Genomic DNA, 20,212 nt, shown 5'->3' with positions numbered 1-20,212 from the left:
AGGAGCGGAGCGAGGAGGAGTCGAGGAATGACAATCGTCGTTGGCTACTCCGCAGACCGCTTCGGCACGGCGGCGCTCGAGCACGCGATCACGGAGGCGAAGCTAAGGGACACAACGCTGTTGGTGATCAACCCGACGAAGGGTGACGCATACACCGACCCCGCGTTCGCGCAAGACGGCCAAATCCACGACGTCGAAAGGCATCTCACCGAGTGCGGGGTGCAGTTCGAACTCACCCAGCCGGTCGGCGTGGATATCGCCGATGAATTGCTCAAGGCCATGGACCGCGACGACGCCGACCTACTGGTGATCGGCATCCGCCATCGCAGCCCGGTCGGCAAGCTCCTGCTAGGCAGCGTGTCTCAGCAGCTGCTCCTGGAATGCCCCAAGCCGGTGCTGGCGGTCAAGCCCGACGCGCTGTAAGAAGACCGCATGACTTCAGATGCCCCGACCAGCCAACGGGGTAGGCCGTTTCTGCTGACAGGCGAGGGCTGGCCGTACCTGCTCGTGCCGTTGATCCCGGTCGCCGTCGTCCTGGAGTTGACGCATGCCGGCGCGGTGCCGGTGTTCTTCGCCTCGGCGCTGGGCGTGATCCCGACCGCGGCGCTGATGGGCCGCGCCACCGAAGAGCTGGCGGCCCGATCGGGTCCGGGGATCGGTGCCCTGCTCAACGTGACGTTCGGAAACGCGCCGGAGCTGATCATCGCGTTGTTCGCGCTCGGCGCCGGGCTGCAGGAAGTGGTGAAAGCCTCGCTTGTCGGGTCGATCCTGGGAAACATCCTGCTGGTCCTCGGGATGTCGATGTTGGCAGGCGGCCTGAGGCGCGAGTGTCAGCGCTTCGAACTGCGGGCGGCCACCGCCCAATCGCTCATGCTGCTCCTGGCGACGGTCGCACTGGTGATGCCCGCGATTTTCCAATTGGTCGCCGGCGGCGGGTTACCCGAGCCCAGGGCCAGGGCGGTGGAGTTCTCGGGCGACCTGAAGGCGCTGTCGGTGGGGGTGGCCGTGGTGTTGTTGGCCTCATACGCGGCCGGTTTGGTGTTCTCGCTGAAGACGCATGCCCACCTTTTCAACCCCTCGCACGACGAGTCTGAGCACGGCGGCGAACCGTGGTCGGTGCGCAAGAGCGTGCTCATGCTGGCCATTGCGGGGGCGGCGGTCGGCTGGATGTCCGAGATCCTGGTCCACTCCATCACCGATGCGTCGGAGGCAATCGGGCTGTCGCCGTTCTTCGTTGGCGTCATCGTCGTGGCGGTGGTGGGCAACGCCGCCGAACATTGGGTGGCGGTGTACTTCGCTGTTCGCGACAGGATGGACATCTCCATCAACATCGCGATCGGGTCCGCCGCGCAGATAGCGCTCTTCGTAGCTCCAGCGCTGGTGCTGGCGTCGTTCGTCATCGGTCCTTTCCCAATGGCGCTGGTGTTCAACGGCTTCGAGATCGGCGCAATCTTCCTGGCGGTCATCATCGCCAACGAGGTCACCCAGCGCGGCGAGTCGACGTGGTACGAAGGCCTGCAACTGCTCGCGATCTACGCCGTGCTCGGGCTCACGTTCTACTTTGTCTGAACGCGAATAGCGCCGTCGACGGCGGACGCCGGATAGCTCCGCACGGAGAAGGCGTCACCGGCCTCGCTTCCTGTGCACAAGTCGAAGGTATGGCCGTGCAGCGGACATACCACGACCCGGTCGTCGGCCAGCCCGTCGGCCAGCGGGCCGCCCTTGTGCGGGCACACCGCGTCGATGGCACGCAGCGAGCCGTCGCGCAGCCGGAACACCGCGATCTGATCACCGTCGACGGCGAAGGTGCGAGCCTCCCCGACGGGAATCTCGTCGACCGACCCGAGGACGACGTCCGTCATCGCACCGGCACCTGCGGCAGCGGTAACAGCGGCAGCGAGGTACGGAACTGCCCTTCTGTCACGGGTTCTCGACCGTCCTGCCACGGATCGCGGTACGCGTCGATGGATTTCTGCATCCGCGCGTCCAGATCGGCGGCGATGCCCTCCGCGTCGTCGACCACGATCTCGCGGATCCGCTCGATTCCGATCCGCGGAACGAACGCGTAGGTGCGTTCAAGCCAGTTCGCGTTTTCCCGGTAGTACTGCAGGAACCGGCCCGTGAGCGAGATGACGGTGTCGGGATCGTCGACCGTGGCCAGCAGGTCACCCTTGCGGATGTGCGCGCCCGCCGCGCCACCGACATAGATCTCCCAACGGCCGTCGCCTACCGCGACGACGCCGAGGTCCTTGCACAGCGCTTCAGCGCAGTTGCGGGGACAACCCGTCACCGCGAGCTTCATCTTCGCCGGGCTGGCCAACCCTTGGTAGCGCTCCTCGATGGCGATTCCCAGCGCCGTGGAGTCGCCGAGGCCATATCGGCAAAAATCACTGCCGACACAGGTTTTCACGGTCCGGAAGCTCTTTCCGTATGCATACCCCGACGGCATATCCAGGTCGGCCCACACCGCAGGCAGGTCCTCCTTGCGCACGCCGAGCAGGTCGATGCGTTGGCCGCCGGTCAGTTTGATCATCGGAATCGCGTACTTGTCAGCCACATCGGCGATCCGGCGCAGCTGCCACGAATCGGTGACGCCGCCCTTCATCTGCGGTACCACCGAAAACGTCCCGTCACGCTGGATGTTGGCGTGCACGCGGTCGTTGATGAACCGTGCATCGCGTTCGTCGACGAACTCGTCGGCCCACATCATCTCCAGCAGCGACGCCAGCGCCATCTTCGAGTTCGCATCCTCCCTGCCGTCGGGTGCCAGCGCGGCGAACACGGACGACACCGAATGCAGCTCCAGTTCACGGATGTGGCGCATCAAAGTGGGCTTGTCATAAGGGATTCCGGGGACATACCACGATGCGGACGGGTCCTCGGTCACCGCGCCATCAGCGGCCCACTCGACAATCTGGCCGACCAGCTCCTTGCACGAACCGCAGCCTTTGCCGGCCTTGGTCTTGGCCATCACCCCGGTGACTGACGTTTCACCGCCCTGCACGCAACTCACCAGCGTGCCCTTGCTGACGCCGTTGCAGTTGCACACCTGGGCGTCATCGGACAGTTCGGCGACGCCTACCGCAACGTCCGGCGTGCCGATGTCGAACATCAGCGACACCCGCTCGTCGGGCAACGGCAGCCCGCTGTCGAACGCCTGGGTGAGGAACGAGACCTTGCTGACGTCGCCGAGCAATGTGGCGCCGACGAGCTTGCCGTCGCGGATGACGATGGTCTTGTAGACGCCGTGCCTCGGTTCGGAGTACTGAACGAACTCGTCGTCGGGAAGCTCGGGTGCCTTCAATCCCATTGCGGCGACGTCGACTCCGGCCACCTTGAGCTTCGTCGCGGTACGCGACCCGTGGTAGGCCGCCGTTCGGTCGGTTCCGGTGACGTGGTCGGCCAGCACGCTCGCCTGTTCCCACAGCGGTGCGACGAGCCCGTACACCTGTCCGCGGTGTTGCGCGCATTCGCCGACGACATAGATGTTGTCGTCATCGATGGACCGCATGTGGTCGTCGACCACGATCGCCCGCTCGACGGTCAGGCCTGCCCGTTGCGCAAGACCGACATTGGGCCGGATGCCCGTCGCGATCACCAACATGTCGCAGTCGATCGAACTGCCGTCGGAGAACACGATACCGGCGAGCTTGCCGTCCGAATCGGTCCGCACCTCCGTGGTGCGCTTTTCCAGATGCACCGTAATGCCGATGTCCTGCACCGACTTCCGTAGAATCATGCCGGCGATATCGTCAAGCTGCGCGTTCATCAGCGTCGGCCCGGCATGCACGACGTCGACGGTCAAGCCGCGGTTCTGCAGCCCGCGAGCGGCCTCGAGCCCGAGAAGCCCACCGCCGAGCACCACGGCCTTGGTGCGGTGAGCGGCCTGGCTGATCATGCCGACGCAGTCGTCGAGCGTGCGAAACCCGAACACGCCGTCGGTCAACGTCTTGTCGTCCGCCCACAGTCCCGTCATCGGCGGGAAGAAGGACCGGCTGCCCGTCGCCAGGATCAGATGGTCGTAGCGCATTGTCGATCCGTCGTCGGCGTGCACCAGCCGCGCGAACCGGTCGATGCGCACCACCCGGACGCCTGCGCGCAGATCGATGCCGTTGTCGGCATACCAGTCCAGCCCATTGAGGTAGATCTCGTCGGCACTGTCGCTGCCCGCCAACACATTCGACAGCAGGATCCGGTTGTAGTTGCCATACGGTTCGTCGCCGAACACGGTGATATCGAACAGGTCGGCGCCGCCGCGCATCAAGATCTCCTCGATCGCGCGCACCCCGGCCATGCCGTTGCCGACGACGACAAGTTTCATCAGACCTCCACGAGCCCGAGGTCGACGATCACTGTGCCCTTACAACCGTCCGGGGCTGCGACGTGCAGCTCCAGCACGGTATCGCCGAGCAGATCCTCCACCACCCGCAGCGCCACATGGGTCGCACCCTTGGCGGCGATGGGGAAGTAGCGCATCGGTTTACCGTCGCGGAACAGCACCACGGTGATCATCTGCTTGCTCGAGTTGCCGCCGCGGAAGTACACCGGCTGCGTGACCGAGCCCGCGGGAACGACGTAGCGCAACGAGTCATCGATCAGTGACGGCTTGTCGAGGCCGTTACCTTCGAACTCGAACGGGCCTTGCAGGAAACGTGGGGTGCTGCCGTCGCTCACCCTCACCGAAGCTAGGCCGCATATGTTTCGCGGTCGTTTCGTCGATGAGTCGCCCATGAATCCCATTGCGCACCCCGGGGTGTTTCAGCAATGTGAGCGGCTGTTGACAATTCTGATACGGCGGTGCAACGGCCGCGGAATGGCCCGGGCCTACAACTATTTTCAACTGCTGCAGGGAGGCCCTTGTGAACATTCTTACCCGTGACCGCAACATCGAGCACTGGGACGCCGAAGACGTCGGCGCCTGGGAAGCCGGTGGAAACAAGATCGCGAAACGCAACCTGATCTGGTCGATCTTCGCCGAGCACGTGGGGTTCTCGGTGTGGTCCATCTGGTCGGTGATGGTCCTGTTCATGCCGCAACCCGTCTATCACATCGACGCTGCGGGCAAGTTCTACCTGGTCGCGGTGCCCACGCTGGTCGGCGCCGCGATGCGCATTCCGTACACGATCGCGCCCGCCAAGTTCGGCGGGCGCAACTGGACGATCGTCAGCGCGCTGCTGTTGCTGATTCCGACATTGCTGACGTTGTGGGCGATGAAACACCCCCACACCTCGTACACGACATTCATGGTTGTGGCGGCGTTCGCCGGCTTCGGCGGCGGCAACTTCGCTTCGTCGATGACAAACATCAACGCCTTCTACCCGCAACGGCTCAAGGGCTGGGCGCTCGGGCTGAACGCCGGCGGCGGCAACATCGGCGTCCCGGCCATTCAGTTGGTCGGCCTGCTCGTGATCGCCGCGGTCAGCAACACCGCGTCCCAAATCGTTTGTGCCATCTACCTTGTCCTGATCGGGCTGGCCGCGCTCGGTGCCGCGCTGTTCATGGACAACCTGGGCAATCAGCGGTCCAACCTCGGTGCGATGGCCGAAGCGTTGCGTTACAAGCACTCCTGGGTGATGAGCTTCCTCTACATCGGCACGTTCGGCTCGTTCATCGGCTTCTCGTTCGCGTTCGGTCAGGTGCTTCAGATCAACTTCCTGGCCGGCGGCGACAACGCAGCCCAGGCTTCGTTGCACGCTGCCCAAATCGCCTTCGTCGGACCGCTTCTCGGTTCGATCTCGCGCCCGTTCGGTGGCAAGTTGTCCGACCGCATCGGCGGCGGCAAGGTCACGCTGTACACGTTCGTCGCGATGATCTTCGCTGCGGGGATCCTGGTGTCCACCGGCGTCCTCGACGACGGGATGAAGGGCGCGGCGACGGGCGGTCAGATGACCGCGTATGTCGTGGGCTTCATCCTGCTGTTCATCCTGTCGGGCATCGGTAACGGCTCGACATACAAGATGATTCCGTCGATCTTCGAGGCCAAGGCCCAGAGCCGGGACGAGTGGACCCGCGACGAGAAAGCGGCGTGGTCACGCAGCATGTCCGGGGCGTTGATCGGATTCGCTGGCGCGATCGGCGCGCTCGGCGGCGTGTTCATCAACGTGGTGCTGCGCGCCTCGTACGTCAGCCCTGCGAAGTCCGCCACCAACGCATTCTGGGTGTTCATGGCCTTCTATGTGATCTGCGCCATAGTGACCTGGGCCGTGTTCTTGCGAGTCGGTCCCGCCAGGGCCGATGCCGGGGAGGAAATCGGCCGGGCACCCGCCCCGGTCCCCGCCGCCTGACCTGCGGAAACGACGCTCACCGCGCGCTTCGGTGCGCGGTGAGCATCAGTTTTCCTCGCGATAACGTCCATGGAAACCAACCGGAACAGGGCGCGCCCACCATGGACCGCATGGCGGTGACCCGGACGGCGTGCTCGTACTGCGGCGTCGGCTGCGGCATCGAGGTCCAGACCACCACCGATTCCGCTACCGGTCGACCCGTCATCGCCCGCGTCAGCGGCGACAAGCTGCACCCCACCAACTTCGGGCGGTTGTGCACCAAGGGCGCCACGCACGCCGAGTTGATGACCGCCGACGATGGCCGGTTGAAGTCCGCGCTGCTGCGGCCATCCCGACACGACGAACTCGTTCCCACGCCTGTCGACGATGCGGTCGCGGAGGCAGGCAGGCGGCTGCGCGCGATCCTCGACGAGCACGGCCCCGACGCCGTCGCGCTGTACGTGTCGGGCCAGATGTCCATCGAGGCACAGTATTTGGCCAACAAGCTGGCCAAAGGATTCGTCCGGACCGTGCACATCGAGTCGAACTCGCGGTTGTGTATGGCCAGTGCCGGGACCGGGTTCAAGCAGTCGCTCGGCTCAGACGGACCGCCGGGGTCCTACACCGATTTCGATTGCACCGACTTGTTTTTCGTCATCGGCTCCAACATGGCCGACTGCCATCCGATCCTGTTCCTGCGGATGGCGGACCGGCTCAAGGCCGGCGCCAAGTTGATCGTCGTCGACCCGCGACGCACCACCACCGCGGAGAAGGCCGACCTGTACCTGCAGATCAATCCCGGCACGGACCTCGCGCTGCTGAACGGTCTGCTGCACCTGCTGGTCGAGAACGGCGACATCGACGACGAATTCATCGCCGAGCACACCGATGGCTGGGATGACATGCCGGCGTTCCTCGCCGACTATCGACCCGACCGCGTCGCCGAGATCACCGGCATCCCCGAGGGCGATATCCGCACCGCTGCGCAGATGATCGCCGACGCAGGGGAGTGGATGAGCTGCTGGACGATGGGGCTCAACCAGAGCACCCACGGCACGTGGAACACCAACGCGATCTGCAACCTGCACCTGGCCACGGGCGCGATCTGCCGGCCCGGCAGCGGGCCGATGTCGTTGACGGGTCAGCCCAACGCGATGGGCGGACGCGAAATGGGTTACATGGGACCCGGTTTGCCCGGTCAGCGCTCGGTGCTCTCCGCCGAGGACCGCGCATTCGTCGAGCAGCAGTGGGGTCTGCCGGCCGCAACCATCCGCACCGACGTCGGGCCGGGCACCATCGACATGTTCGAACAGCTTGCCGACGGCGACATCAAGGCGTGCTGGATCATCTGCACCAATCCGGTTGCCACCGTGGCGAATCGGAAGACGGTGATCACCGGGCTGGAGGCAGCCGAGCTGGTCATCACGCAGGACGCGTACCGCGACACGGCCACGAATAGATACGCCGACATCGTGCTGCCCGCCACCCTGTGGGCCGAATCCGACGCCGTGATGGTCAATTCCGAGCGAAACCTGACGCTGCTGGCTCAGTCGATTCCGCCCGCCGGGCAGGCGCGACCGGACTGGCAGCTGATCTGTCAGGTCGCCGCCCAGATGGGCTTCGAAGAGCACTTCCGCTACGAGTCAAGCGAGGAGATCTTCGACGAGATCCGCGGATTCACCAACCCCAAGACCGGCTATGACCTGCGGGGCGCCAGCTATTCACGGCTGCGCGAGACGTCGTTGCAGTGGCCATGCCCGCCCGACGACGACAACGACCGCCACCCGATCCGGTACCTCAATGACGGCGTGAGCCAGGACTTGTTCATCGACGAGAACGGCCACCGTCCACGGCTGGCGTTTCCGACCCCGTCGCGGCGCGCGGTGTTCTTCGCCCGCCCGCACATGGATGCGCGGGAAATGCCCGACGACGACTTCCCGCTGGTGCTCAACACCGGTCGGCTGCAGCATCAGTGGCACACCATGACCAAGACCGGCAAGGTCGACAAACTCAACAAACTCAACAGCGATCCGTTCGTCGAGATCCACCCCGTCGACGCCGTCGCGATGGACATCGTCGGCGGACAACCCGTCGAGCTGACCTCGCGGCGAGGCCGCGCGGTGCTGCCGGCGGTGGTGACCGACCGGGTGCGGCCCGGCAATTGCTTTGTGCCGTTTCACTGGAACGACGAACACGGCGAATACCTGACCATCAACGCGCTGACCAACGACGCCGTCGACCCAGACTCCCTGCAACCGGAATTCAAGGTGTGCGCCGTCAGCCTGCGCCCGGTCAAATCCGTAGAAGTGCCGGTGGAGCTGGGACTCGGTCACTACAGGCCGGCGATGGCGGACCACGAAAAGGTCTATCTGGCAGCCTTTTTCAGCGGCCTGGCCGAGGGGGTCAGTGGGGTGCCGGTGCTGCCGGCCTCCGCTCCGGTCGCCCGCGATGTGCGGTTGTGGGTCAACGGGTTATTGGCAGGCCGGTACTCGCGTGTCACGGCGGAACCGCCGACGCAGCCGGCCGAGGACGGGCCGCTGGTGCTGTGGGCGTCGCAAACCGGCAACGCCGAGGAATTCGCCGCGCGGCTCGCTGACCGGCTCGGTGGTTCGCGGTTGGTCAACATGGACGAGCTGCAGCTCACGGAACTGGCCAGCGCCAGTGACGTGGTGGTGATCACGAGTACCTTCGGCGACGGCGGACCGCCTGACAACGGCGCGGGGTTCTGGGATCGCCTCCATTCGCCCGAGGCGCCCACATTGGACGGGATCCGGTTCGCGGTGCTCGGCATCGGCGACCGCAGTTATGACAACTTCTGCGGCCACGCCAAGGCGATCGACAGCCGGCTCGCGGCGCTGGGCGCCACGCGAATGCTCGACCGCACCGACTGTGAGGTCTACGACGACGAGCCGATGGATCGCTGGGCTGAGCAGGTCACCGCGCTGCTGGGCGAACCGGTCGAGCCGTCGTCGAACGGGCACAACGGCGGCGTTTCGACGATCACGCGGCGCACCGGCATCGCCGAGCCGTTCACCAGGGCCAAACCGATCCTGGCTCCGTTAGCCCGCAACGTCGTACTGACCGCGCCGACCTCTCGAAAAGAGGTGCGCCAGTTCGGGTTTGACATCTCCGAATATGACGTCACATATGCGGCCGGCGACTCACTGGGCGTCTACTGCACGAATAACCCTGCGGTGGTCGATGATTGGTTGGCCGCCACCGGGCTGCAAGGCGAGACGTCGGTGGCGGTTGACGGCAACGAGCAGAGCCTGCGCGACGCGTTGATCCAGTCGTACGACATCTGCCGGATCACACCCAACCTGCTGCGGTTCGTTGCGGAGTCGTGCGGCGACAATGCCGCGGCCAAGGCGTTGCGCGCTCCCAAGGACAAGCTCGACAAGTGGTTGGTCGGACGCAATGGGCTCGACATCGTGCAGGAGTTCGCCGTGCGCGCAGAGCCGGAGCAGTGGCAGGAGGTGCTCGTCCGACTGACGCCGCGCAACTATTCGATCTCGTCGAGCCCCTTGGTCAGCCCGACCGAGGTGCAGTTGACCGTCTCGGTGGTGCGGTACCGCGGCGCCGACGGCGGTCAGCGCGGCGGCGTCTGCTCGACCTTTTTGGCCGACCGGGCTGCGGCCGCAGCGGTTTTCCTGCAACGCTCGCCGCACTTCCGTCCGCCAGAAGACGGCACGACACCGATGATCATGGTGGGACCCGGCACCGGCGTCGCGCCTTTCCGGGGGTTCCTGCAGGAGCGCCGCGCCCTTGGGCACACCGGCCGCAACTGGCTGTTCTTCGGAGACCGGCATCGCAGCGAAAACTTCTACTACCGAGACGATTTCGAGGATATGACCCGCGACGGCTTCCTCAACCGGCTTGATCTGGCGTTCTCCCGTGACCAGGCCGACCGGGTGTACGTCCAGCACAAGATGCTTGACTACGGCGCGGACGTGTGGCGGTGGCTGGAGGACGGCGCCCACTTCTACGTGTGCGGCGACGCGAACCGGATGGCCAAGGACGTCGACGCCGCGCTGACGACCATCATCGAGAAGCACGGCGGCATGTCACCCGAGAAGGCGCACGACTACAAGCGTGAGCTGGTGGCTGAAAAGCGCTACGTCCGCGACGTGTACTGAGTAGTTTCGCGGGATGGCCGCACCTCCCGTCGCCGTCAACCCGCCCGGGCGCCTCGGTGATCCCAGCCGGGACCTACGCTCGGATCCCCGCACCGATCCCAGATATCTCGCGGTGCTGGCCTCGGTCGGCCTCGACGTAGCCGCGCCACCGCTGCCGGTCGGTCGCCATGACCCACTGGATGCGCAATTGGAAGTGGCGGCGGCGACTGAGCAGGGATTCGCGGCATTGTTCGACGCGTTGTTGGCCGGTGTTCCCGCGCCAGCTGGGGTCGAATCACAGATCGAGACCGCGACAGGCGTCGACGGCAACTCGATCACGCTGTACATCGACCGGCCTGCGGGCGTGGCGGGGCCAATGCCCGGCCTGCTGCATCTGCACGGCGGTGGCATGGCGATCTTGGGCGCACATACCGCGGCAATCTGGCGGTCCCACCTGGCCTCCCAGGGCTGCGTGGTCGTCGGCGTCGAATTCCGTAACTCCGCAGGAGCTTTGGGCCCGCATCCGTTTCCCGCAGGTCTGAATGACTGCGCTAGCGCGCTTGACTGGATGCATACGCGTCGCGACGACCTCGGGGTGTCGTCCATCGTGGTCACCGGTGAGTCCGGCGGCGGGAATTTGTCGCTGGCTACCGCCCTCAAAGCCAAGCGCGACGGGTACCTCGACCGCATCGCCGGCGTGTACGCCCAGGCGCCGTTCATCTACGGCGGCTACGACAACCCCGACCCAGCGCTGCCATCGTTGATCGAGAACGAGGGCTACTTCATCGGCGGGTCAGTGATGACGTTGTTGGCGTCGTTGTACGACCCGATGGGAGAGCACGCCACCAACCCCTTGGCGTGGCCCTACTTCGCCACCACTGTGGACCTCGAGGGCCTGCCACCGCACGTCGTCACAACGGACGAATTGGACCCGCTGCGCGACGAGGGGCTGGCCTACCTACGCGCGTTGCAGAGGGCCGGCGTCGATGCGACGGGCCTGACGTACAACGGCATAGGCCATGCCGGGGAGTTGATAGCGGCGGCCGGGATTCCGGCACTATTCAGCCGTGCGTATCGCGATGTAGCGGGATTCGCCCGCCAGGTATGCGGGCTGGCGCCGTGATTTTGGTGTCCGAGGGGGGACTTGAACCCCCACGCCCGTTAATAGGGCACTAGCACCTCAAGCTAGCGCGTCTGCCATTCCGCCACTCGGACCAGTTCTGGGCAGCTTAGGCTATCGGATCGGCCTGCCCGGACCCAAACCGAACTCCCTTCTCAATGGTACGAATGGTGACTGTGACGCCTCCCCCCAACGCCGAAGCGGAAGTGGTTGACCTCGTCAGCGCGCTCATCCGGTTCGACACCTCTAACACCGGCGAGCCTGCCACCACCAAAGGTGAGGCCGAATGCGCCCGCTGGGTGGCCCAGCAGCTGGAAGAAGTGGGCTACACATGCGAATACGTAGAGGCCGGCGCGCCCGGCCGGGGCAACGTGTTCGCCCGGCTGGAGGGCGCCGACCGCGACCGCGGCGCCCTGCTGCTACACGGGCACCTCGACGTGGTGCCCGCCGAGGCGTCGGACTGGAGCGTGCACCCGTTCTCAGGCGCGGTCGAGGACGGCTACGTGTGGGGCCGCGGCGCGGTCGACATGAAGGACATGTGCGGCATGCTCATCGCGATCGCCCGCCACTTCAAACGAGCAGGCATCGTGCCACCGCGCGATCTGGTCTTCGCGTTCGTCGCCGACGAGGAGGCCGGCGGTAAATACGGATCGCAGTGGCTGGTCGACAACCGCCCCGACCTGTTCGACGGTGTCACCGAGGCGATCGGGGAGGTGGGCGGCTTCTCGCTGACCGTGCCGCGCAAGGACGGCGGCGAGCGGCGGCTCTACCTCGTCGAAACCGCGGAGAAGTCGATGATGTGGATGAAGCTGTCCGTCCGCAGCCACGCCGGACACGGCTCGATGATCCACGACCACAACGCGGTCACGGCCGTCGCCGAGGCGACCGCCCGGCTGGGACGCCACGAGTTCCCGTTGGTGATGACCGACGCCGTCGGCCAGTTCCTCGAGGCGATCACCGAGGAGACCGGCTATTCGTTCGACGTGAATTCACCGGACCTGGCCGGGACGATCGCCAAGCTCGGGCCGATCGCCCGGGTGGTTGGCGCCACGCTGCGCGACACCGCCAACCCGACGATGCTCAAGGCCGGCTACAAGGCCAACGTCATCCCCGCGACCGCGGAAGCCGTCGTCGACTGCCGCATCCTGCCGGGACGCCAGGCCGCGTTCGAGCGTGAGGTGGACGAACTGCTCGGCCCCGACGTCACGCGCGAGTGGATCACCGAGCTGCCGTCGTACGAGACGACGTTCGACGGCGATCTGGTCGACGCGATGAACAACGCGATTCTGTCGGTGGATCCCGACGCCCGCATCGTGCCCTACATGCTTTCCGGTGGCACTGACGCAAAAGCGTTCGCTCGCTTGGGGATTCGTTGCTTCGGCTTCGCGCCGCTGCAACTGCCTCCCGACCTGGATTTCACCGCGTTGTTCCACGGTGTCGACGAGCGGGTACCCGTAGACGCGCTGAAGTTCGGCACCCAGGTTCTCGAGCATTTCCTGATGCACTGCTGACCACTAGAGAAAGGGTTTTACCGTGGCATTTGACTACAACCCGTACGACTTCCTGCCCAAGCTACCGACTTTCACGCTGACCTCGGAGTCGGTCACGGACGGCCAGCCTCTGGCCAACGACCAGGTGAGCGGCATCATGGGCGCGGGCGGATCGGACATCTCGCCGCAGCTGTCGTGGTCCGGATTCCCGGAAGAGACGCGCAGCTTCGCCGTCACCGTGTACGACCCCGATGCGCCGACGGCGTCGGGCTTCTGGCATTGGGCCGTCGCCAACCTGCCTGCGACGGTCACCGATCTGCCCGCCGGTGTCGGCGACGGCAGCAGCAAGGGTTTCCCCGGTGACGCAATCACTTTGGCCAACGACGCCGGCCTGAAGCGCTACATCGGCGCCGCGCCGCCGCCCGGTCACGGCGTGCACCGGTACTTCATCGCCGTGCACGCGGTCAAGGTCGAAAAGCTCGAAATCGACGGCGACGCCAGCCCGGCCTACCTCGGGTTCAACCTGTTCATGAATGCGATAGCGCGCGCCATCATCCACGGCACGTACGAGCAGAAGTAGTCAGCGCACAGCCGAGCCGACGGCGTCGGCCAGCGAGGCGAAGCCGCCCTCGTGCAGCTTTTGGGCGATGCCGTCGTGAATGTGCTTGGCCCACAATCCGCCGCCGTACACGAAACCCGTATAACCCTGCAGCAGTGAGGCACCCGACGTGATGCGGTCCCATGCGTCGTCGGCGGTTTCGATGCCGCCGACGCTGATCAGCGTCAGACGATCGCCGACCCGTTTGTAGAGCCTGCGCAACACCTCGGCCGAGCGCTGCGCGACGGGTCGTCCGGAGATGCCGCCTGCGCCGAGCGCGTCGACGCCGGGCGTGGCGAGACCGGAGCGCGACACCGTGGTGTTGGTGGCGACGATGCCCGCCAAGCCCAATTCGACTGCGAGGTCGGCGATCTCATCGACGTCGGCATCGGAGAGGTCCGGTGCGATCTTCACCAGCACCGGCGTCGACGTCTGGGCCTTGACCGCGGCCAGGATCGGCCGCAAAGAGGAGACGGCCTGCAGGTCACGCAGCCCCGGCGTGTTCGGGGAGCTGACGTTGACCACCAGAAACGCCGCGAGTGGGCCGACCAGCCGCGCGCTTTCGGCGTAGTCGGCGACGGCTTGGTCCGGCGGCGTGACCTTGGTCTTGCCGATGTTCACCGCGATCGGTACGTCGGGTTTGCCCCGGGCAAGGCGCACCGCCAGCTCGCCAGCGCCATGGTTGTTGAACCCCATGCGGTTAAGCAGCGCGCGGTCGTCTGGCAACCGGAACATCCGCGGCTGCGGATTGCCGGGCTGCGCCTGCGCAGTGACGGTGCCCACCTCGGCGTACCCGAATCCGAGCGCTCCCCAGGTGTGAAGCCCGCGGCCGTCCTTGTCGAACCCCGCCGCCAGGCCAACCGGACCGGGGAAGTGCACGCCGAACACCGTGATCGCCAGCGCCGGGTCCCGCGGTGCCAGCCATCGGCTCAGCATCACGCGCGCGGGCGGCACCGCTGTCACTGCGCGCAATAAAGCGAACACCCACGTATGGATGCGTTCGGGCGCGACGAGAAAGAGCGCCCGCCGCAGCGCGCGGTACATCACAGGGCAGGTTGATCCGGGATGCCCCGGTCGGCGGCGGTCTTCTTGCGCCGCAGCAACACCCGGCGGCTGCCGTCGGTGTACAGCCGGACGCGGGTCAGCTCCCAGCCGCGGTACTCCGCCTCGATCGACAGCCGCGTCGACGCGCTGATCCTTGTCAGGTCCGGCGGCAGCCGCAACGGAATCCACTCATATTCGTCTGACAGATCGGTGTCCCAGCCCTTCGGCATGCGGCCGCGGTGCATCGCGGTCATGACGGAATTCCCGCGATCACCTGCACACCCGCTCCCGAGCCTGACACCACATACAGGGTGCCAGATGCTTCGTCGAAGGCTAGGGAGTTGGGCTGCTGCACGGTTCGATAACGCACCTTCTCCGTTGGGATGCCGGTTGCCAGATCGTAACCAATCACCGTGTTCGTGGCTGTCTGCGACACCCAAGCCAGCCTCGACGAGCCAGCCAGCCCATAGGGGGCATCGCGGACGGGGTAGCGCTGCCTCAGGATCAGCGGGTCGGTGCCGAACACCAGCAGCTCGTCGCCTCGGGTGTCGGCGACCAGCACTCGGCCCGCGGAATCCGCGGCCATCGTGGTGGCGCCCTCGCCGGCGCGCAGCGCATGCTGGGCATCGTCGCCGTTCGCTGAGATAGTGGTCACCGACGTCTGTCCGCGGTCCAGTACGACGGCTGTATTCCCTTGTGCAACAAGAGCGTCCACGCGCGCAAAGATCTTCAGCTTGGCACCGACGGCCGTGTCGGAATTCAACGTGTAGACGGCGCCCTCGGCGCTGCCGAGGACGAGGCGGCCATCGGCCCGGCGGGCGATCGCGGTGAAGTCCGTCGCCTGCTGGCCCTCGACGCCCACCATCGCGGCTGTCGCGGCGGTGATGTCGAGCCGGAAATAGCCGCCGCGGGTCGACAGGTATATGCGGCCCTCGTTGTCGCCGGCCAGGCCCGTCGCCGCGCCCGGCAGTGCCACCGGCCGCGCGGCCCCGGACGCCGATACCAGCGTGACCACCGACTGGCCACCAGGGCCCGGGCTCAGCACCACCAGCGATTTCGTGGCCCGATCGAATACCGCGGCCTGTGCGTGGCCCGGCATCGGGTACACCACACCGGCGGGTGCCCCGGCCGCGGGAGGAGACACCGCGGCCTCGGCCGGCGCGATCGTCGGCGGCGGTGAATCCGCCGGCTTCGCCGAGCAGCCGGCGGACACGGTGATTGCCAGCGCTACGGCGCAGAGGCGAATTAGCTGAGCAATGGTGTTTAGACGGGCCAACAATGGGTAGCTCTCGGATGTGCGAATTGGATCGAGATCGACAAGCAAGTGTAGGCAGGCCCGTGACTTGGTCGCGTCCGCCCCGCTCGGCGGCATAACCGGCGTTATGGTTACGTCATGACCCTCGCCGCTGACCGCGATCTGGATGGCCGGCAGTTTGCTATCGAGGACATCACCACTGGTCTGCACGCCAGCGGGTTTGGCCAAGTCGGCGACGGGCGTAGCTTTTCGTTCCACGTCGAAAAGCAGTCGTTGATCGTCGAGGTCTATCGGCCGCGGTTGTCCGGTCCGGTACCGCAGGACGAAGACGTGGTCGCCGTCGCCACCCGCAAGCTGATCGGCGTCGACCTCACCGACGAGCGCAGCGTGTCCGCTGCCGTGCGCGACGCGCTCGCCGACGCGCATCCGGTGCCACGCACAGCGCGCTGACAGGAGGCCCACGGTACGGTCGTCGTCGTGACGGACGTGCCGGCGATGTCGTGGCTGCAGGTAATTGTCCTTTCGGTGGTGCAGGGGCTGACGGAATTCCTACCTGTCTCGTCATCGGGGCACCTGGCGATCACGTCTCGCGTCTTCTTCGCCGACGACGCCGGTGCATCGTTCACGGCCGTAACGCAGCTGGGCACCGAACTCGCCGTGCTGCTGTACTTCGCCCGTGACATCGGCCGCATCCTCAAGGCGTGGTTCAACGGGTTGTTCGTCGCCGCGCATCGCAACCTGGACTACTGGATGGGCTGGTACGTCATCATCGGCACCATCCCGATCGGCGTGCTCGGCTTGCTGTTCAAGGACGAAATCCGTACGGGCGCACGCAATCTCTGGCTGATCGCCGGCGCGCTGATCGTGTTCTCGGCCGTGATTGCCGCCGCCGAGTACTACGGAACCCAGAAGCGCCACGCCGAAGATCTCACGTGGAAAGACAGCATCACCGTCGGCTTGGCGCAATGCCTGGCCTTGGTGCCCGGCGTATCGCGGTCTGGCGCAACGATCAGCGCGGGACTGTTCCTCGGCCTGGATCGTGAGCTGTCCGCCCGATTCGGTTTTCTGCTCGCCATTCCCGCGGTGTTCGCCTCAGGTCTGTTCTCTTTGCCCGACGCGTTCCATCCGGTCGGCGAGGGCATGAGCGCAACGGGTCTGCAGCTGACGGTGGCGACGGTGATCGCGTTCGTCATCGGTTTCCTTGCGGTGGCGTGGTTCCTGCAGTTCTTGGTCCGCCACAGCATGTACTGGTTCGTCGGCTACCGGGTTGTGCTCGGCACCGTCGTGCTGGCCCTGCTGGCCACTGGGGTGGTATCGGCGACGTGACGGTCATCCTGCTGCGGCACGGCCGGTCCACGTCGAACACCGCACACACGCTCGCCGGCCGCAGCGACGGCATCGACCTCGACGACAAGGGGCGCGAACAGGCGCAGGCGCTCGTCGGGCGGATCGGCTCACTGCCCGTCCGCGCCATCGTGCGTTCACCGCTGTTGCGCTGCCGGCGCACGGTCGAACCACTCGCCGCCGCCCTGGGCCTGGACCCGATCGTCGACGAACGCATCTCCGAAGTCGACTACGGCAGCTGGACCGGCCGCAAAATCGGCGAGCTGGTGAAGGAGCCGCTGTGGGCCGTCGTCCAGCAGCAACCGAGCGCCGCGGTGTTCCCCGACGGCGAAGGCCTGGCCCACGTTCAGTCGCGCGCCGTCGCGGCGGTGCGCGAGCACGACCGCAGGCTGGCCGAGCTGCACGAGGGCGACGCGCTGTGGATTGCCTGCACGCACGGCGATGTGATCAAGGCGGTGGTGGCCGACGCGCTCGGCACGCATCTGGACACCTTTCAGCGCATCACCGCCGACCCCGCCTCGATGAGTGTCATCCGTTACACCCCGCTACGCCCGTTTGTTATCCACGTCAACCACACTGGCGATCAGCTCACCGCCGGTCTGCTGGCCAAGCCCCCCAAGAGCGACGCGCAAGACGACGGCCGAGACGGTGAGGTGCCGCCCGAGGACGCCGTCATCGGCGGCTCGACCGACTGACAAGCTGCCCTCGCAATTACGGCTGACGTGGGTATGCCGGTATTTTGGAAGGTGCCATGGCCCGCGCAATTCACGTCTTCCGCACACCCGACCGCTTCGTAGCCGGGACCGTCGGGCAGCCGGGCAACCGCACGTTTTACCTCCAGGCCGTCCATGACAAGCGCGTCGTGTCGGTGGTGTTGGAGAAGCAGCAGGTCGCGGTGCTCGCCGAGCGGATCGCTGCGCTACTGCTCGAAATCAACCGCCGTTTCGGCACACCGATCCCGCCCGACACCGGCGACATCGAGGACCTCAGCCCGCTGATCACACCCGTCGACGCGGAATTCCGCGTTGGCACCATGGGACTGGGCTGGGATTCTGAGGCGCAGACGGTCGTCGTCGAACTGCTCGCCGTATCTGAAACCGAATTCGACGCGTCGGTGGTGCTTGACGACGCCGAGGAAGGTCCTGACGCCGTGCGGGTGTTCCTGACACCGGAGTCGGCGCGCGAATTCGCCACGCGCTCCAATCGAGTCATCTCGGCCGGCCGCCCGCCCTGCCCGTTGTGCGACGAGCCGCTCGACCCTGAGGGCCACATCTGCGTGCGCACCAACGGCTACCGGCGCGGTGCCCTTGCCGGGTCCGACGATGACGTCGACACCTAGCGGCGGGCCAGATGACTGCGAGGTGTTGCGACGCGGCGAGCTGACTGTCATCGGGCGAATCCGCTCCGCGAGCAACGCCACCTTTCTGTGTGAGGCGCATCTTGGTGAGCGCCAAGCACATTGCGTGTACAAGCCGATCGCGGGCGAGGCGCCCCTGTGGGACTTTCCGGATGGCACCTTGGCCGGCCGCGAGCTGGGCGCCTACCTGATTTCGGACGCGCTGGGCTGGGACATCGTGCCCTACACCATCATTCGTGACGGTCCAGCGGGCCGCGGCATGCTCCAGCTGTGGGTGGACCAGCCCGGTGACGAGGTCGGTGATGAACCCGAGTCGGGGCCGGACCTCGTCGACCTGCTGCCCGCAGGGCACGTACCGCCCGGATTCCTTCCGGTGCTGCATGCCTATGACTACGCCGGCGACGAGGTCACCCTGGTTCATGCCGATGACATTCGGTTGCGCCGCATGGCCGTCTTCGACGTGCTGATCAACAACGCCGATCGCAAGGGCGGCCACATCTTGTGCGGGACCGACGGGCATGTGTACGGCGTCGACCATGGCGTGAGCCTGCATACCGAGGACAAGCTGCGCACGGTGCTCTGGGGCTGGGCCGGTAAGCCCGTCGACGACGAAACGTTGCAGACGGTCGCCTGTCTGCGCACGCAGGTGCGTGCGCAACTCGGAGACCAGCTGCGTGAGCACATCACCCGTCGAGAAGTAGACGCGCTGCACGCCAGAACTGTTGCGCTGCTGGACAATCCGGTGATGCCGGCACCGGACCGGCGCCGGCCGATCCCATGGCCGGCATTCTGATGAGCCTGACCGACGCGGCGCTGGCCGCCGAGGTGGCGGTCGAAGCCGGTGAACTCTTGCTGGCAGTCCGTGACGAGGTCGGCTTCAGCGACCCCTACGACCTCGGGGACGCCGGCGACAAACGGGCCAACATCCTGATCCTTGACCGGTTAGCGCAAGCGCGGCCCGACGACGCCGTGCTGTCCGAGGAAGCCGTCGACGACGTGTCCCGAGTGCACGCCGACCGAGTCTGGATCGTCGACCCCGTCGACGGCACGCGCGAGTTCTCCTCGCCCGGCCGAACCGACTGGGCCGTGCACATCGCGCTCTGGCAGCGCGACGGCCGGCCACACGGCGGCATCACGGACGCCGCCGTCGCCCTGCCGGCCCGCGGCGAGGTGTATCGCACCGACACCGTCACCGCGCCGCCGCCGCGCACCGGCGGGCCGATCCGCATCACGGCCAGCCCGAACCGGCCGCCGGCTGTGCTGTGGTGGCTGCGCGACCGTCTGGACATTCAGTTGGTGGGCATCGGATCGGCCGGTGCCAAGGCGATGGCAGTGGTCCGCGGCGACGTCGATGCCTACGTCCACGCAGGCGGCCAGTGGGAGTGGGACTCGGCCGCGCCCGCCGGTGTGGTGCAGGCGGCAGGGATGCACGCGTCGCGGCTGGACGGTTCGCCGCTGATCTACAACCGGCACGACCCCTATCTGCCGGACTTCCTGATGTGCCGCGCAGAGCTCGCCGACGTGCTGCTCGAGAGCATCTGGTCGGCGTATCACGAGCGCTAGGGGGAATGGATTGGTCTTCGGCGTTGTAGCAGTCCGGTAAGCACCGCACCATCGGGAGGCCGC

19 protein-coding genes and 1 tRNA gene are annotated in these 20,212 nt (G+C 66.2%); 13 read left to right on the top strand and 7 right to left on the bottom strand.

Annotated elements, in window-relative coordinates; translation table 11 throughout:
- The first annotated feature begins 27 nt into the window (after positions 1-27).
- On the top strand, positions 28-423 hold the full coding sequence (locus ACWW36_RS25920) for a universal stress protein (protein WP_456138799.1): 396 nt from the start codon (positions 28-30) through the stop codon (positions 421-423).
- Positions 424-432: 9 nt separating this feature from the next.
- Positions 433-1,569, top strand: a complete 1,137-nt coding sequence (gene cax, locus ACWW36_RS25915) for a calcium/proton exchanger (RefSeq protein WP_456138798.1) — start codon at positions 433-435, stop codon at positions 1,567-1,569.
- Here the strand turns inward: cax and ACWW36_RS25910 are convergent.
- Genes ACWW36_RS25910 through ACWW36_RS25900 form a run of 3 tightly spaced genes read right to left on the bottom strand, consistent with a single transcriptional unit; the run spans position 1,557 to position 4,674 of the window.
- On the bottom strand, positions 1,557-1,862 hold the full coding sequence (locus tag ACWW36_RS25910; RefSeq protein ID WP_456138797.1) for a Rieske (2Fe-2S) protein: 306 nt from the start codon (positions 1,860-1,862) through the stop codon (positions 1,557-1,559). The genes cax and ACWW36_RS25910 overlap by 13 nt on opposite strands.
- Positions 1,859-4,321 carry a nitrite reductase large subunit NirB gene (gene nirB, locus ACWW36_RS25905; protein ID WP_456138796.1) on the bottom strand — a complete coding sequence of 821 codons (2,463 nt, stop codon included), beginning with the start codon at positions 4,319-4,321 and terminating at the stop codon, positions 1,859-1,861. Before nirB ends, ACWW36_RS25910 begins: the two co-directional genes overlap by 4 nt.
- A complete protein-coding gene (locus tag ACWW36_RS25900; RefSeq protein ID WP_456138795.1) occupies positions 4,321-4,674 on the bottom strand; it encodes a molybdopterin oxidoreductase in 354 nt (117 codons plus the stop codon). Before ACWW36_RS25900 ends, nirB begins: the two co-directional genes overlap by 1 nt.
- Positions 4,675-4,859: 185 nt before the next feature.
- On the opposite strand from ACWW36_RS25900, the gene ACWW36_RS25895 reads away from it, so the two are divergent.
- The 3 genes from ACWW36_RS25895 (at position 4,860) to ACWW36_RS25885 (ending at position 11,501) form a co-directional block, all read left to right on the top strand.
- Positions 4,860-6,284, top strand: a complete 1,425-nt coding sequence (locus ACWW36_RS25895; protein ID WP_456138794.1) for a nitrate/nitrite transporter — start codon at positions 4,860-4,862, stop codon at positions 6,282-6,284.
- A 110-nt stretch (positions 6,285-6,394) separates the two neighbouring features.
- Positions 6,395-10,399 carry a molybdopterin-dependent oxidoreductase gene (locus tag ACWW36_RS25890; RefSeq protein WP_456138793.1) on the top strand — a complete coding sequence of 1,335 codons (4,005 nt, stop codon included), beginning with the start codon at positions 6,395-6,397 and terminating at the stop codon, positions 10,397-10,399.
- A 13-nt stretch (positions 10,400-10,412) separates the two neighbouring features.
- Complete coding sequence (locus ACWW36_RS25885; protein WP_456138792.1) at positions 10,413-11,501, top strand: alpha/beta hydrolase fold domain-containing protein; 1,089 nt, start codon at positions 10,413-10,415, stop codon at positions 11,499-11,501.
- A gap of 3 nt (positions 11,502-11,504) precedes the next feature.
- On the opposite strand, the gene ACWW36_RS25880 is transcribed toward ACWW36_RS25885, so the two are convergent.
- A tRNA-Leu gene (locus ACWW36_RS25880) sits at positions 11,505-11,593 on the bottom strand.
- A gap of 72 nt (positions 11,594-11,665) precedes the next feature.
- Here ACWW36_RS25880 and ACWW36_RS25875 point away from each other — a divergent pair.
- Together ACWW36_RS25875 and ACWW36_RS25870 are read left to right on the top strand one after the other, a co-directional pair.
- A complete protein-coding gene (locus tag ACWW36_RS25875) occupies positions 11,666-13,009 on the top strand; it encodes a M20/M25/M40 family metallo-hydrolase (protein ID WP_456138791.1) in 1,344 nt (447 codons plus the stop codon).
- Between the two features lie 22 nt (positions 13,010-13,031).
- Entirely contained in the window at positions 13,032-13,568 is a 537-nt protein-coding gene (locus tag ACWW36_RS25870; protein WP_456138790.1) for a YbhB/YbcL family Raf kinase inhibitor-like protein, read from the top strand.
- Here the strand turns inward: ACWW36_RS25870 and ACWW36_RS25865 are convergent, their stop codons facing one another.
- From ACWW36_RS25865 to ACWW36_RS25855, 3 genes are read right to left on the bottom strand one after another with little or no spacing between them, the layout of a single operon-like run.
- A complete protein-coding gene (locus tag ACWW36_RS25865; RefSeq protein ID WP_456138789.1) occupies positions 13,569-14,630 on the bottom strand; it encodes a quinone-dependent dihydroorotate dehydrogenase in 1,062 nt (353 codons plus the stop codon). It lies immediately after the preceding gene.
- Positions 14,630-14,884 carry a DUF5703 family protein gene (locus ACWW36_RS25860; protein WP_456138788.1) on the bottom strand — a complete coding sequence of 85 codons (255 nt, stop codon included), beginning with the start codon at positions 14,882-14,884 and terminating at the stop codon, positions 14,630-14,632. Before ACWW36_RS25860 ends, ACWW36_RS25865 begins: the two co-directional genes overlap by 1 nt.
- A complete protein-coding gene (locus tag ACWW36_RS25855) occupies positions 14,881-15,909 on the bottom strand; it encodes a hypothetical protein (RefSeq protein ID WP_456138787.1) in 1,029 nt (342 codons plus the stop codon). Before ACWW36_RS25855 ends, ACWW36_RS25860 begins: the two co-directional genes overlap by 4 nt.
- Before the next feature lie 114 nt (positions 15,910-16,023).
- Here ACWW36_RS25855 and ACWW36_RS25850 point away from each other — a divergent pair, with 114 nt between their 5' ends.
- Genes ACWW36_RS25850 through ACWW36_RS25825 form a run of 6 tightly spaced genes read left to right on the top strand, consistent with a single transcriptional unit; the run spans position 16,024 to position 20,149 of the window.
- Positions 16,024-16,335, top strand: a complete 312-nt coding sequence (locus ACWW36_RS25850; protein WP_456138786.1) for a hypothetical protein — start codon at positions 16,024-16,026, stop codon at positions 16,333-16,335.
- Between the two features lie 45 nt (positions 16,336-16,380).
- Positions 16,381-17,211, top strand: coding sequence for an undecaprenyl-diphosphate phosphatase (locus ACWW36_RS25845; RefSeq protein ID WP_456142626.1), 831 nt, complete (start codon positions 16,381-16,383; stop codon positions 17,209-17,211).
- Positions 17,208-17,924, top strand: a complete 717-nt coding sequence (locus ACWW36_RS25840) for a histidine phosphatase family protein (protein ID WP_456138785.1) — start codon at positions 17,208-17,210, stop codon at positions 17,922-17,924. Before ACWW36_RS25845 ends, ACWW36_RS25840 begins: the two co-directional genes overlap by 4 nt.
- Before the next feature lie 56 nt (positions 17,925-17,980).
- Entirely contained in the window at positions 17,981-18,568 is a 588-nt protein-coding gene (locus ACWW36_RS25835; RefSeq protein ID WP_456138784.1) for a DUF3090 domain-containing protein, read from the top strand.
- The gene (locus ACWW36_RS25830) at positions 18,552-19,379 is read left to right on the top strand and encodes an SCO1664 family protein (protein ID WP_456138783.1); all 828 of its coding nucleotides are present in this window, start codon (positions 18,552-18,554) and stop codon (positions 19,377-19,379) included. Before ACWW36_RS25835 ends, ACWW36_RS25830 begins: the two co-directional genes overlap by 17 nt.
- Positions 19,379-20,149 (top strand): 3'(2'),5'-bisphosphate nucleotidase CysQ, encoded by a 771-nt coding sequence (locus tag ACWW36_RS25825; protein WP_456142625.1) that lies wholly within the window; start codon positions 19,379-19,381, stop codon positions 20,147-20,149. Before ACWW36_RS25830 ends, ACWW36_RS25825 begins: the two co-directional genes overlap by 1 nt.
- Positions 20,150-20,212: the final 63 nt, after the last annotated feature.

The sequence above is a fragment of the Mycobacterium sp. MMS18-G62 genome (genome assembly GCF_053877835.1).
The sequence above is the reverse complement of the archived record's forward strand: the minus strand, read 5'-3'. Positions and strand labels throughout refer to the sequence as shown.

Coding starts and splice junctions, on each gene's coding strand:
- ACWW36_RS25850 (WP_456138786.1), top strand. CDS start 16,024: ATGACCCTCGCCGCTGACCGCGATCTGGATGGCCGGCAGTTTGCTATC.
- ACWW36_RS25910 (WP_456138797.1), bottom strand. CDS start 1,862: ATGACGGACGTCGTCCTCGGGTCGGTCGACGAGATTCCCGTCGGGGAG.
- ACWW36_RS25875 (WP_456138791.1), top strand. CDS start 11,666: ATGGTGACTGTGACGCCTCCCCCCAACGCCGAAGCGGAAGTGGTTGAC.
- ACWW36_RS25835 (WP_456138784.1), top strand. CDS start 17,981: ATGGCCCGCGCAATTCACGTCTTCCGCACACCCGACCGCTTCGTAGCC.
- ACWW36_RS25860 (WP_456138788.1), bottom strand. CDS start 14,884: ATGACCGCGATGCACCGCGGCCGCATGCCGAAGGGCTGGGACACCGAT.
- ACWW36_RS25865 (WP_456138789.1), bottom strand. CDS start 14,630: ATGTACCGCGCGCTGCGGCGGGCGCTCTTTCTCGTCGCGCCCGAACGC.
- ACWW36_RS25825 (WP_456142625.1), top strand. CDS start 19,379: ATGAGCCTGACCGACGCGGCGCTGGCCGCCGAGGTGGCGGTCGAAGCC.
- ACWW36_RS25920 (WP_456138799.1), top strand. CDS start 28: ATGACAATCGTCGTTGGCTACTCCGCAGACCGCTTCGGCACGGCGGCG.
- ACWW36_RS25885 (WP_456138792.1), top strand. CDS start 10,413: ATGGCCGCACCTCCCGTCGCCGTCAACCCGCCCGGGCGCCTCGGTGAT.
- ACWW36_RS25830 (WP_456138783.1), top strand. CDS start 18,552: ATGACGTCGACACCTAGCGGCGGGCCAGATGACTGCGAGGTGTTGCGA.
- cax (WP_456138798.1), top strand. CDS start 433: ATGACTTCAGATGCCCCGACCAGCCAACGGGGTAGGCCGTTTCTGCTG.
- nirB (WP_456138796.1), bottom strand. CDS start 4,321: ATGAAACTTGTCGTCGTCGGCAACGGCATGGCCGGGGTGCGCGCGATC.
- ACWW36_RS25845 (WP_456142626.1), top strand. CDS start 16,381: ATGTCGTGGCTGCAGGTAATTGTCCTTTCGGTGGTGCAGGGGCTGACG.
- ACWW36_RS25890 (WP_456138793.1), top strand. CDS start 6,395: ATGGCGGTGACCCGGACGGCGTGCTCGTACTGCGGCGTCGGCTGCGGC.